The organism is Arthrobacter sp. Dra40, from assembly GCF_059091905.1.
In genome coordinates, this window is record NZ_JBNHHB010000194.1 from 1 (window position 1) to 9,626 (window position 9,626).

The 9,626-nt window shown below is 66.1% G+C and carries 16 protein-coding genes; 4 read left to right on the forward strand and 12 right to left on the reverse strand.

Annotated features, from left to right (window positions below):
- Window positions 1-191: 191 nt before the first annotated feature.
- The 3 genes from AC5RWT_RS30660 to AC5RWT_RS30670 all read right to left on the reverse strand — a co-directional run bounded on the left by AC5RWT_RS30660 (window position 192) and on the right by AC5RWT_RS30670 (window position 2,681).
- The gene (locus tag AC5RWT_RS30660; protein WP_494083502.1) at window positions 192-1,505 is read right to left on the reverse strand and encodes a hypothetical protein; all 1,314 of its coding nucleotides are present in this window, start codon (window positions 1,503-1,505) and stop codon (window positions 192-194) included.
- Between the two features lie 101 nt (window positions 1,506-1,606).
- Window positions 1,607-2,077, reverse strand: coding sequence for a DUF4383 domain-containing protein (locus AC5RWT_RS30665; RefSeq protein WP_494083503.1), 471 nt, complete (start codon window positions 2,075-2,077; stop codon window positions 1,607-1,609).
- Window positions 2,078-2,285: 208 nt separating this feature from the next.
- Window positions 2,286-2,681 (reverse strand): SRPBCC family protein, encoded by a 396-nt coding sequence (locus AC5RWT_RS30670; protein ID WP_493968608.1) that lies wholly within the window; start codon window positions 2,679-2,681, stop codon window positions 2,286-2,288.
- A 162-nt stretch (window positions 2,682-2,843) separates the two neighbouring features.
- Between AC5RWT_RS30670 and AC5RWT_RS30675 the strand changes: the two genes are divergently transcribed.
- On the forward strand, window positions 2,844-3,902 hold the full coding sequence (locus tag AC5RWT_RS30675) for an App1 family protein phosphatidate phosphatase (RefSeq protein ID WP_494083504.1): 1,059 nt from the start codon (window positions 2,844-2,846) through the stop codon (window positions 3,900-3,902).
- Window positions 3,903-4,039: 137 nt separating this feature from the next.
- On the opposite strand, the gene AC5RWT_RS30680 is transcribed toward AC5RWT_RS30675, so the two are convergent.
- Entirely contained in the window at window positions 4,040-4,405 is a 366-nt protein-coding gene (locus AC5RWT_RS30680; protein WP_494083505.1) for a CarD family transcriptional regulator, read from the reverse strand.
- Window positions 4,406-4,617: 212 nt separating this feature from the next.
- On the opposite strand from AC5RWT_RS30680, the gene AC5RWT_RS30685 reads away from it, so the two are divergent.
- Both AC5RWT_RS30685 and AC5RWT_RS30690 read left to right on the forward strand, forming a co-directional pair.
- Window positions 4,618-5,289, forward strand: coding sequence for a TetR family transcriptional regulator (locus AC5RWT_RS30685; RefSeq protein ID WP_494083506.1), 672 nt, complete (start codon window positions 4,618-4,620; stop codon window positions 5,287-5,289).
- Entirely contained in the window at window positions 5,289-5,684 is a 396-nt protein-coding gene (locus tag AC5RWT_RS30690) for a YchJ family protein (RefSeq protein ID WP_494083507.1), read from the forward strand. The genes AC5RWT_RS30685 and AC5RWT_RS30690 overlap by 1 nt, the downstream gene beginning before the upstream one ends.
- Window positions 5,685-5,878: 194 nt before the next feature.
- On the opposite strand, the gene AC5RWT_RS30695 is transcribed toward AC5RWT_RS30690, so the two are convergent.
- Genes AC5RWT_RS30695 through AC5RWT_RS30705 form a run of 3 tightly spaced genes read right to left on the reverse strand, consistent with a single transcriptional unit; the run spans window position 5,879 to window position 7,000 of the window.
- Window positions 5,879-6,241, reverse strand: coding sequence for a DUF202 domain-containing protein (locus tag AC5RWT_RS30695; RefSeq protein WP_494083508.1), 363 nt, complete (start codon window positions 6,239-6,241; stop codon window positions 5,879-5,881).
- Window positions 6,241-6,639, reverse strand: a complete 399-nt coding sequence (locus AC5RWT_RS30700; RefSeq protein ID WP_494083509.1) for a YidH family protein — start codon at window positions 6,637-6,639, stop codon at window positions 6,241-6,243. The genes AC5RWT_RS30695 and AC5RWT_RS30700 overlap by 1 nt, the downstream gene beginning before the upstream one ends.
- Before the next feature lie 43 nt (window positions 6,640-6,682).
- Window positions 6,683-7,000, reverse strand: a complete 318-nt coding sequence (locus AC5RWT_RS30705; RefSeq protein ID WP_494083510.1) for a hypothetical protein — start codon at window positions 6,998-7,000, stop codon at window positions 6,683-6,685.
- Between the two features lie 110 nt (window positions 7,001-7,110).
- Between AC5RWT_RS30705 and AC5RWT_RS30710 the strand changes: the two genes are divergently transcribed.
- On the forward strand, window positions 7,111-7,587 hold the full coding sequence (locus tag AC5RWT_RS30710; protein ID WP_494083511.1) for an acyl-CoA thioesterase: 477 nt from the start codon (window positions 7,111-7,113) through the stop codon (window positions 7,585-7,587).
- 48 nt (window positions 7,588-7,635) lie between these two features.
- Here the strand turns inward: AC5RWT_RS30710 and AC5RWT_RS30715 are convergent, their stop codons facing one another.
- The 5 genes from AC5RWT_RS30715 to AC5RWT_RS30735 all read right to left on the reverse strand — a co-directional run.
- Complete coding sequence (locus AC5RWT_RS30715; protein WP_494083512.1) at window positions 7,636-7,797, reverse strand: hypothetical protein; 162 nt, start codon at window positions 7,795-7,797, stop codon at window positions 7,636-7,638.
- Between the two features lie 11 nt (window positions 7,798-7,808).
- Window positions 7,809-8,501: a class II glutamine amidotransferase gene (locus AC5RWT_RS30720; RefSeq protein WP_494083513.1), complete on the reverse strand. Its 693-nt coding sequence runs from the start codon at window positions 8,499-8,501 to the stop codon at window positions 7,809-7,811.
- A 45-nt stretch (window positions 8,502-8,546) separates the two neighbouring features.
- On the reverse strand, window positions 8,547-8,756 hold the full coding sequence (locus tag AC5RWT_RS30725) for a helix-hairpin-helix domain-containing protein (RefSeq protein WP_494083514.1): 210 nt from the start codon (window positions 8,754-8,756) through the stop codon (window positions 8,547-8,549).
- Window positions 8,757-8,761: 5 nt separating this feature from the next.
- On the reverse strand, window positions 8,762-9,181 hold the full coding sequence (locus AC5RWT_RS30730) for a MarR family winged helix-turn-helix transcriptional regulator (RefSeq protein WP_493968597.1): 420 nt from the start codon (window positions 9,179-9,181) through the stop codon (window positions 8,762-8,764).
- Between the two features lie 208 nt (window positions 9,182-9,389).
- Window positions 9,390-9,626: DoxX family protein (locus AC5RWT_RS30735; protein WP_494083515.1), on the reverse strand; the 237-nt coding region annotated here is incomplete at its 5' end.

Here is a 9,626-nt window from a genome sequence, read left to right on the forward strand (position 1 = left end):
GCTAGGGCTAGGGGCTAAGGGTAAGGGGCTGACGGCTACGGCTACGGCTTACGGGCTGCCAGCACTGCAACCGCTGGCGGCTGCCTGCGTGCTGGCGCTGGAACTACTGGCGGCTTACGGGCTGCCGGCACTGGAACCACTGGCGGCTTCCCGCCTCGGAGCGGCTATCCGCGTGCAAGCTTCGCCAGCGGTTATCCGCCGGCCGCCAAGATATGGGCCATGGAGATGGTAAATCCGGGCACCCAGGCCACCCCCAGCGCCACCAAGGCAACGCGTCCGCCCACCAAGACGCGCCGCCGCAGCAAGTCTCCCTGCAGCCCCGAGCCCTCCTGCGGCCCCAGACCCGCCTGCAGTGCCGGTTTCGCACGAAGCCCCGCTGGCTGAACTCCAAAGAACTTCAACCTGAGAGCTGCCAGTGCCCAGCCAACGCCGATGGCGGCAACCATCCAGGCCGCGACGACGATAGTGGCACCGGCCAGCGGGACCAGCAGGAGCAGCAGCGGAAGATACCACTGCAGGTCCTTTGCCGTCCGAAGCAGCGGGAGGCGACGGGACAGCCAGGAGGTGGCCACCGCGATGAGCATGCCGTGGGCAAGGGCCAGCGCGGAGAAGGCCGTGATCGAGAGCCAGCCCGGGCCCACCACCTGAAAGTCCCGGCTGTCCGGCTGCAGCGGCCCGAACACCGTGCCTAGTCCCAGCAACAACAGCAGTCCGAAGGCCGCTCCACCGGTCCGGCCGGCCGGCAGCCATGGCCGCACCACACCGTAAAGGAGTGCCGTCCCGCAACCGATGGCGACGCCGAAAAAGACGAATCCGGCGGTTCCTTCGAGGCTGATTTCCCCGATCGTTTGGTCGTTATCAGTCAACCTGCCGTCGTCTTCGGGGGACGTCACCGCCAGCAGCCGCATGATCAACCGGCCGCCGGCGCCGGCCATGCACAGCCCGGCCACGCCGCCACCGACCAGCAGCACCGTCGCCCACCACAGCACCCGGCGCGCGACGTACGGCAGGAGTGCACCGCCGCCGTTCCCTGACGTAATGCCGTCGTTCGCGGGAGAGGCGGCGTCGTCCGCTACGGAAGCTCGCCCGCTGCCCGGTGCACCGCCGTCATTCACGGCGGCAGCCTGGCCATCCAAGAAGGTGCCGCCAAGGTTCACGGATGCGCCGCCGTCATGGGGGAGGGCACCGCCGTCGTATACGAGGGTGGCGTGGTCATTCCCTACGACGCCGGCGTCGTGCACAAGGGTGACGTGGTCGTCCGCGAGGGCACCGCCGTCGTGCACAAGGGTGACGTGGTCGTCCGCGAGGGCACCGCCGTCGTGCACAAGGGAGACGTGCTCGTCTGCGAGGGCACCGCCGCCGTCCACGGCCGCGCCGCCGTCATTACCTGCGGCCGCGCCGCCGTCGTCCTGCCCCGGAGGAGACCTGAACTGCTCCCCGCCGCGGAAGACCACGGCAGCCAGCCCCGCGGCCGCCAACAGGCCGCACACGATCATGAGTGTCACGGGGCCAGTATCCGACGGGGCCGGAAGCCAGCGAACCCCAGTCTTACCGACTGGGGTCCGGACGCGAACCGTCCCGCCGAAAGGCGGCGGGACGGCAGCGGTTATTGAACTTCGTGGGCCTCGTTCCGGTGGCGCATCATGTAGGCGATGGCCATGGCCAGCATCACGGCGCCGAGGACGAAGTTCAGCCACGTCGTGGCTGTGTTGGTGGACAGGAAGTTGGCCGCTGATGCGCCGGGACCGACGATCAGGCCGTACAGCCACATCGCCAGGTACAGGATGCCCGCTCCCATCAGGAAGTCCCGGGCACCAGCGGTGGTGCGGCTCATGATGTAGCCCACCACGCCTGCCACCAGGTAGACGATGTTGAGCAACATGGACACTTGGAACGCATTGACCAGCATGGCGCCGGAGCCGCTGGCGAAAGCCATATCTCCGTAAGCCATGGTGATGCCGGGGATGAAGCCCAGCACGCCGATCACAAAGAGAACAATTCCCGAAGTCATCGCGGCGTTACGCACATTTCCGCGGGCGGCGTGTGCGTGATGGGCGTGCGGTGATGCGGTCGTCATTTCTCCTCCCATACACATGAGTTTCGAATCTTCGTCGAGTAGCAACTCGGCTGTTGGTAGGGGCGCATCTGACGTCGGAACCAGCACTTCCAGTTTACGTCCGTTGCCCCGCTCCGGCGGCGACAATTCACGACGGCGGTGGCCCCTCCTCGCGCATATCCGCGCGGTTTTCACGGGGCCGGCGTGGACCCTTTCGCGGGCCTGGGATTCAGTCCTCGAGCAGCCTCTTGAGCGTGTGCAGGTCCTGGTCCACGGCGGCAGCATCGGCGTCGAACGCCGACTCGTCCATGTCGTCGCGGCGGAACAGGGTGAACACAATCTCCGCGCCGTCTGCGTTGCCAAGCACGCGCAGCGGGTTGTAGACGGACTCGCCCGAGGGCAGGGTTACGTAGTGGTCCAGCACGCCGAACTCGTTGCGCTCGGCAAACGTGACCCGCACCGGGCCGACCGAAGTCTCCGCCACCCACGCGCCGTCCACCATGCCGATGGAGGAGCTAAGCCCGGCGGCCCACTTCGGCAGATTCTCCGGGTTTCCGGCAAAGTCGTAGACCTGCTTGGCGGGGCGGTTAATGGCGATGCTGATGTGCCGCGCTGCAAAGGTCATGTAGCAAGTCTTCAGGTTCGCTCCGCCACGGGCAAGGCCTGCAACCGGGCAGCCGGGCGTGCGGCCCCGTTCCACCGCCGGGGCCGGGGTTCGGTCCGCGCCACGTGAGAAGGCCGTGGCGGAAGTTCGGGCCTTAAAGGGTGTGCATGACAGACTTGGACCATGGCATCCATAACCGGCAGCGGCGAAGACCTCCAGGAGAAGGCAGCCCACATCGGCATGCGCCTCGAGGACCGCTGGCAGGCGTTCAGGGAACGGCGGGCAAGGCAGCGCGGCGATGTGGCTACCGTGATGCCGTTTACGGGTTACGGCACCGACGGCTGGATCCGGGTGCTCGGCCGGGTGGTGATGGCAAAACCCGGCGCCTTCGACAACGGGCGGATGCCGTCCAAACTTGTGGCCGACGGGATCCGCGGCTGGCGGAACTTCATCAGCCCGCCGGTGGCCAACGCCCGCGTAACCATCTCCGCCTCCGGCGTCGAGCATCACGTGGTGGCCGACCGGGGCGGTGTGCTGGACGCGAAGGTTTCAGTGGACTTTCCCCCGGGCTGGCACACGGTCACGCTCCGGTGCGAGGACTCCGAACCGGTGGAAGCGGCGGTGTATGTGGTGCCGCCGGGGGAGCGCTTCGGTGTGGTGTCCGACGTCGATGACACGGTCATGGTCACGGCGCTGCCCCGTCCGTTCCTGGCCGCCTGGAACACCTTTGTGCTCGACGAGCATGCGCGCAACGCTACCCCGGGCATGGCGGTGATGCTCGAGCGGGTGACGCGCGAGCACCCCGGCAGCCCGGTGTTGTATCTCTCCACCGGCGCGTGGAACGTGGCGCAGACCCTGGCCCGGTTCCTCTCCCGGAACATGTATCCGGACGGTGCCCTGCTGCTCACGGACTGGGGGCCGACCAAGGACCGCTGGTTCCGCAGCGGACAAGCGCACAAGGTCGACCAGTTGCGGCGGCTGGCCGAAGAGTTCCCGGACGTGAAGTGGCTGCTGATTGGCGACGACGGCCAGCACGACGAAGCAATTTACGCCGGCTTCGCACTGCGATATCCCGACCACGTGGCCGCCATCGCCATCCGTCAGTTGTCGGCCAGCGAGGCGGTGCTGGCCGGCGGCCGCTCGCAGGACCGGCCCAGCGGCCCGGCGCGCAGCATCCCGTGGATCTATGCCTCCGACGGGAAAGGTCTGGCGAACCAGCTCCAGCAGCTGGGAATCCTTTAACACAGACGGCTTTAACGCAGACGGCGCCCCCACCTCTGGTGAAGTGGGGGCGCCGGTGTGGTCCGCAGACAGCGTCATCTCGCCAGCAGGCGCCCTTCGGAGCCTCAAGGCCCGTCAGACGGCGCCAGTTGGGTGACCTAAACGGAGGCGTCGACCGGGCCGAAGACGGCTTCGATCATGGCCCGTGCTGTTTCGTTGTCGGTCTTCTCGGCCAGCGCGAGCTCAGAGCACAGGATCCGCATGGCCTGTTCGAGCTGGTGCTTTTCGCCGGCCGACGAGCCGCGTTCGATGGCCCGCAGGGAGAGATCGCGGACCACCTCGCTGACCCTGTAGATGTCGCCGCTGTTGATTTTCTCCTGATTGGCCTTGAAGCGGCGCGACCAGTTTTCTTGGTCCTCCGGCACCTTTGCTTTCAGGATCGCAAAAACTTCTTTCACGCCCTTCTTGCTGATGGCCTTGCGGACGCCGACCGTTTCCGCATTGCCCAGCGGCAGTTCGATCATCAGTCCGTCATGGTGCGCGCGGAACTGCACAAACTTGGTTTGGCAGTTTTTGAACGGACGCGTCCGGAGATCGGTCACGGTTACAGCACCGTGCGGGGGGTAGACGAGGGTGTCGCCAACTTTAATGTTCATTGATGCCCTTTCATGCCATTATGGCAGATACTGCCACATTGGCAGGCAATACTCAAATATGGGGTAAATTGGAAGCTGCTATGCCACAGAAATCGACGTCCAGCGGCGCTTCCAGAACTGACGTGCGCGGCCCCGAAACGGCTGAGCTCCCTGCCGCCGCACCCGGATTAAGGGAACGACGACGACGCCAGACCCGGACGGAAATCAGCGAGGCGGCGCTGCATCTGTTCCAGGAGTACGGCGTGGACGCCACCACGGTGGACGGCATTGCCAATGCCGCCGGAATTTCCCAGCGCACGTTTTTCCGGTACTTCACCAGCAAGGAAGAAGCCGCCTTGCCGGCACATCAGGATTTCGACGCCGCGCTGGAAGCGGGCTTGCTGACCATCGACCCGGACGGGAACCCCCGCGAAGAGCTTGAGCGCGTCTATCAAAAGGTCATGCAGGGGTATGCGGACAACGATGCCCCGGAAGCCCGCCGCATGTTGCTGGTCAACCAGCTCATCCGTAAAGAACCCCTGCTGCGGGCAGCCCTGCTCAAGCACAATGCCACCCGGACCACCGGGCTGGTGGAGGCCTTGATGGACAGGTTGGGCCGCGACGGCATCAGCGACCTGCAGATCAAGCTCGCCTTCGAAACGTGTGCCGCCGTGGTCCGCGTAGCCTTCGAGGTCTGGGTAACCCGGCGCGAGGCGGGCCAAAACGATACCCTGCCCGCCATTTACGCATCCGCCCGGCAGCTGGCCCACTGATGAAAACTCCGGCGCTGACGCTGTGTCCATGCCAGAGCGGACGGACCTACCGCGAATGCTGCGCTCCGTTCCACCGTCGGGAGGCGGAGGCGCCGACAGCGGAAGCCCTCATGCGCTCGCGCTACACGGCGTTTGTGACCGGCGACGTTCACTATCTACTGCACACCTGGCATCCGGAGACCCGACCGGCACAGCTGGAACTTGACCCGGCCCTGCGCTGGACCGGATTGGATATCGAGAGAACCGTGCGCGGCGGAGAATCCGACCGTGCGGGCACCGTGGAGTTCCGCGCTATGTACCGCGAGGGCGGCCAGAATGGCGCGCAGCACGAGAAGAGCACTTTCGTGCGTGAAGATGGCCGCTGGGTCTACCGCGACGCGTTGCCGCTGGCCTGACCAGCGCACACTCCGCCGTCGTCCTCCATGCGTTGCCGCGCCTGGTGGGCAGCCCGCCGTCGTCCTCCATGCGTTGCCGCGCCTGGTGGGCAGCCCGCCGTCGTCCTCCGGGCGTCCCGCGCGCGAGGTTGGCCAGCCCACCGCCGTCGTCCTCCGGGCGTCCCGCGCGCGGTTGGCCAGCCCGCCGTCGTCCTTCAGTCCACGGCTAGGAACAGGACCGCAAAGATGCCGAGTGCGCCGAGCATCACCACGCTGCCGGCCACCCAGGCGGCCGCGGCGGCATCGGCGTGGATCCCCTCCCTGGCAATGCCGGAGACCGCCCGGTGGTAGCGCAATCTCTGGGTGATGTAGATGCCGAAGGCCGTTCCCAGCGAGACGGCAACCAGTGACCCGGTGAACCAGCCGTATTCCGGCATCCAGCGCAGGAACATGGCCGTGGCTACAAGCATGGCGAGGATCGTGCGGCTCCAGGCCAGCGACGTGCGCTCTGGCTGCAAACCGGCATCGTGGTGTTCCGGAACAGGCTCCGGATCCGGCACGGGGCGGGCGCGGCGCATCAGGCCTGCCGCAGGACCACGAAGACCAGCAGCAGCGCCGCCACCACGCCACCGCCAATGGCCAGGATCGGGGCGATCAGCGGCAGCGGCAGGGGAGTGTTGTGCCGCATGGACCTCTCGACGTTGAGCCAGCGGAAGAAGGAGCCGCCGCCGATGGCCATTGCCAGGACGAGCAGGATGACCGCGATGGTCGTGCGGATCTCCGCGACAAAGATGTCGGCGGTGAAGGCTTCCACAGCGATGCCGCCGGCCACGAGGGCCAGGGAGGTGCGGATCCAGGCGAGGAAGGTTCGTTCGTTGGCCAGCGTGAACCGCGGGTCGGGTTCGATGCCGCCCCCGAGCAGCTTTGAGGCGAGCTTGCCGCGTTCCGGGCGGGGCGAAGGTGAAGAAGTAGGCACGGCTTCATGGTAACCATGTCCGCTCGCCGCCGTTTCACACCGGTCAGGCTGCCGGGCGGTTCCCCTCGTCGTCGTTCGCTTGGTCCATCCGGGAGACGGTGAAGAAGCGGTTGCCGGCGCCCTTGCGTGAACTAGGCACCAGGAGCTTGGAGTATTTTTCGCACCACTGGGCAGTGCCGCCGGAATCCGCGGCCGCCGCGGCGATGGCGCCAATATCGTCGGACCACCCCATGACGCGTTCGCCGTCGAGGCAGAACTGGATGAGCCCCAACTGGGTATCGACATGCAGTTCGACATCCACCCAAACGTCGAATCCCGCGGTATTGCTCGCTGTATCTGCTGTTTTGTATATATTCATCATGAGGCTTGTGTTGCGCATCACACCCTGTGGCGCCCTCCCACTATAGGGTTCACGAGCCGCAATGCCAAACGGTTTCTCCAGGGTGAACGGCCGGTAAAGTAAATCTGGCGATGACTCAGAGACCTTCCGCCCAGCGACTGACCTGCAACGTTCCGATGCGTTGGGGCGATATGGATGCCTACGGGCACATCAACAATGTGGAGATCCTGCGCATCCTGGAGGAAGCGCGCATCCATGCGTTCGGCCCTCCCGCGGGTACCGGCAGCCAGGGGCTGGAAGTTGACCTGCCGGTTTTCTCCGACCTGCCGGAGTCCACGCAGGCCCTGGTGGCCGAACATCGGGTCAAATACGTCCGTCCGCTGAACTACCGCAACATCCCGGCGCACGTGGAGGTTTGGATCAGCGCGATTAAGGGCGCCAGCCTGACCATCGCTTACCTGATCGTTGATCCTGTCACCGGCGAGCAGTGTGTGCTGGCGGAAACGACGCTTGCCTTCTTCCATTCGGACACCGGCCGGCTGCTGCGCCTGAGTGATCGCCAGCGGATGATCCTGGAACCGTATGTGGGCGAGCCTAACTTCCGCTGAGACAACGACGGCGGTGCCCGGGCCGGTGGAGCCCGGCGCATCCCCGCCTTAGCCGGGGCGTTGGCTCTGGGCGTGCAGGCCCAAGTCGGAGAGGGCAAGCGGGAACGCGGGGCTGGACCCAAACGGTTTGCTCGATTCCAAGCTCAGGTCCGGACCGATGCAGAGCAGCTCCCCGGGCTCCATCAGCCGCCAGCCCGGTTCACCGTCCATGACTTCACTGGCTATGACCACGGCCGGGTACCGGGCCAAACGGGGAAGCGCGCCCTGATCCGACTGCTTCGGGCGTCGAGTTGATCATGGCCGGCGGGCTCTTCGGCTCTGCGCTCCAGCACGTAGAGTTCATTGGTTTCGGGATAGCGCAGCGCCCACAGTCGGTCCGCCGTCGTGATGATCATGTTCAAGCTATATAGCGGCAGTGTGTCGATGATCCACCCCAATGCGGCAGCAATGCCCTGGTCGAGGTCGCCCTCGTTACGGCGTGTTTCGGCGGTGATGAGGGCGAAAATCCGTTCGCTGTCTGTCTGCCCGCGCACAAGGGATGCGGCGCCGAGGCGGGCGAGGCGCTCGTCGAGCAGCTCCAACCCGCGGCACACGCCGTTGTGGGCGAACAACCGGCCGTCCTGTTCGAACGGATGAGTGTTGGAGATTGAGGCCTTGCTGCCGGAAGAGAATCGAACGTGCGCCAGGAACGTCGAAGAGCGGAAGTCGCGGGCGGCGAGTTCAAATTTCCGCCCGTGCCAGGCAGATTCCGCCTGCCGGCTAACGATCGGAGCGCCGAGGGACGAGAAAATGCCCACTCCGGCCCCGTCGGGTTGGCCGCGGCCTTGCTCGGACAGGCTATCCGGCGCGGCGAGCAGCCAGAACGTGGCATGGACGCGGTGGCCGCCTGCATGGAGTCCGAATAACCTGCACATCTGTCCTGCCTCCCCAACCGCCCACGCGTCGCCGTAGTCCTGCAGCTAGCCGTCTGCGCCCCATGACAGCCCGGCCGCGGCCAGCGCTTCCCCAAGAATCCGGACCGCCTTGGGTCCGACACCGTGCAGTGCGAGCAGCTTGGACGGGCTGTAGCGGGAAACCTCAGCCAAGTCGGTGATGCCGGCCGAGACCAGGGCGCGCGTCGCCGGAGCACCAATTGGCGGCAGTGAATGCGGCTGCGCCGGTGTCACCATGGCTCTCAGCCTTCCCAGCCGAGGTTCCGGGCGATGCGCTCGAGGACGTCGAGGGCGGCCGCGTACTCATCCTCGCTGATGCCTTCGGTTACCAGGGCCCGGGTCCTATCAACCACGTCGCCGAGTGATGCGAGGCTTGCCCGGCCCGTGTCGGTCAACGCGTAGCGCTCGTCGGTGAGCCTCACCCAGCCGCTTTCCACCAGTTCATCCACTGGTTCCTGGGGGGCTTCGTCCTCATCTTCGGGGATGAACGGCCCCAAGGCGGCCGTGAGTTCTGCCGCGGTGGAGGGCTTGTCAGCGAGCAGGTTCATCATCTGCCACTGCCGGCGGGTGATGCCGTGCTCTTCCATGGTCTCGACGAATTGCTCGTCGATCAGCCGGTCCACAAGCTTCAGCCAGAATCCGATCGGTTGTAGAGGTGCCATGCGGACACCCTACAAGGGTCGGTCCAACTCATCGAGCTAAAGTTCGGGATGATGAGCGGAAGTAGGCCCAACGGCGTCCGCGCTGCTGGCCGCCTGAGGTCCAGCCAGGGCCCGGCCGCCCGCAGGTCGGTGTGGACAGCACAGCGGGCAGGTGCATCCTCTCGGTTGCTCCTGCCCGCTGTGCTGTCCGGATCGAACCGGCCGGTCTTTAGGCCATGGCCGCCAGCTTGGTCTTGCCGAACAGCGCACGGTCCAGCGAGAGCCGGCCTGGGCCGACCAGCGCCAGTGCCAGGGCAGCCGCGCCGAGCAGCAGCACCAGTTCGTAGCCGCCGCCGTCCACAAAGACTCCTGCAGAGGCGTGGACGAGCACCAGGGCGCCGATCATGTCCAGCGCCAACAGGGCTGCAACCAGGCGGGTCAGCACGCCCAGGATCAGGGCGATGCC

Bases quoted from the DNA above. Each gene is read 5' to 3' on its own strand.
- AC5RWT_RS30665 (WP_494083503.1), bottom strand. From the start codon at position 2,077: ATGACGACCGCATCACCGCACGCCCATCACGCACACGCCGCCCGCGGA.
- AC5RWT_RS30670 (WP_493968608.1), bottom strand. From the start codon at position 2,681: ATGACCTTTGCAGCGCGGCACATCAGCATCGCCATTAACCGCCCCGCC.
- AC5RWT_RS30675 (WP_494083504.1), top strand. From the start codon at position 2,844: ATGGCATCCATAACCGGCAGCGGCGAAGACCTCCAGGAGAAGGCAGCC.
- AC5RWT_RS30680 (WP_494083505.1), bottom strand. From the start codon at position 4,405: ATGATCGAACTGCCGCTGGGCAATGCGGAAACGGTCGGCGTCCGCAAG.
- AC5RWT_RS30685 (WP_494083506.1), top strand. From the start codon at position 4,618: ATGCCACAGAAATCGACGTCCAGCGGCGCTTCCAGAACTGACGTGCGC.
- AC5RWT_RS30690 (WP_494083507.1), top strand. From the start codon at position 5,289: ATGAAAACTCCGGCGCTGACGCTGTGTCCATGCCAGAGCGGACGGACC.
- AC5RWT_RS30695 (WP_494083508.1), bottom strand. From the start codon at position 6,241: ATGCGCCGCGCCCGCCCCGTGCCGGATCCGGAGCCTGTTCCGGAACAC.
- AC5RWT_RS30705 (WP_494083510.1), bottom strand. From the start codon at position 7,000: ATGATGAATATATACAAAACAGCAGATACAGCGAGCAATACCGCGGGA.
- AC5RWT_RS30710 (WP_494083511.1), top strand. From the start codon at position 7,111: ATGACTCAGAGACCTTCCGCCCAGCGACTGACCTGCAACGTTCCGATG.
- AC5RWT_RS30715 (WP_494083512.1), bottom strand. From the start codon at position 7,797: ATGGACGGTGAACCGGGCTGGCGGCTGATGGAGCCCGGGGAGCTGCTC.
- AC5RWT_RS30720 (WP_494083513.1), bottom strand. From the start codon at position 8,501: ATGTGCAGGTTATTCGGACTCCATGCAGGCGGCCACCGCGTCCATGCC.
- AC5RWT_RS30725 (WP_494083514.1), bottom strand. From the start codon at position 8,756: ATGGTGACACCGGCGCAGCCGCATTCACTGCCGCCAATTGGTGCTCCG.
- AC5RWT_RS30730 (WP_493968597.1), bottom strand. From the start codon at position 9,181: ATGGCACCTCTACAACCGATCGGATTCTGGCTGAAGCTTGTGGACCGG.